The sequence below is a fragment of the Vibrio sp. 1078-1 genome (assembly GCF_033340475.1).
In genome coordinates, this window is the sequence record NZ_JAWOWM010000826.1 from 1 (window position 1) to 532 (window position 532).

Here is a 532-nt window from a genome sequence, read left to right on the forward strand (position 1 = left end):
TCAACTTGGACGCGCAACGCTCAGAACTCAAATGGCGAGAGGAAGGCAAGCCAGATCATTGTTACCACACAAAAAATAACGCCGAGGTCACAACAGACTTTGACTACGGTGAGGCCAACGATCTTTCGGATGGCTTACATCATATTGATTTACCGCCTGTGCATACACGTAATAACAAATCATCTCATCGTGTTTACGCAAACAATCCTCACTTACTGCCTGGTAACCAACAGTTTGCCGCACCTTCCGAAGGCTCTTTTGGCTTCTCGGTTTCTTCTGACTGCTTATGAAAATGAGCCAACAAAAAAGCCCTGAAGAAAACTTCAGGGCTTTTTAGCATTACCGACAGATCGAAACATCAATCGGAATATATGCCATTATTCTTCGTCAGCTTCAGCTTCGCGTGCTTTACGAGCTTCTTCTTTGCGAACTTTTGCCGCAAGTTGCTCTGCTTCACGTTCTTGACGCTGTACAGCTTTACGCTCATTACGAACAACTTGGTTTTCAATGAAGCCCGCAAGTTCTTGTTCAG

At 44.9% G+C, this 532-nt stretch carries 2 pseudogenes; one reads left to right on the forward strand and one right to left on the reverse strand.

The features are described from left to right. Positions 1 to 290: pseudogene (locus R7190_RS30305) on the forward strand (DNA-directed RNA polymerase subunit beta); the annotation flags it as partial. Between the two features lie 87 nt (positions 291 to 377). On the opposite strand, the pseudogene R7190_RS30310 reads toward R7190_RS30305, so the two are convergent. Continuing rightward, positions 378 to 532 (reverse strand): annotated as a pseudogene (locus R7190_RS30310) (DUF3622 domain-containing protein); the annotation flags it as partial.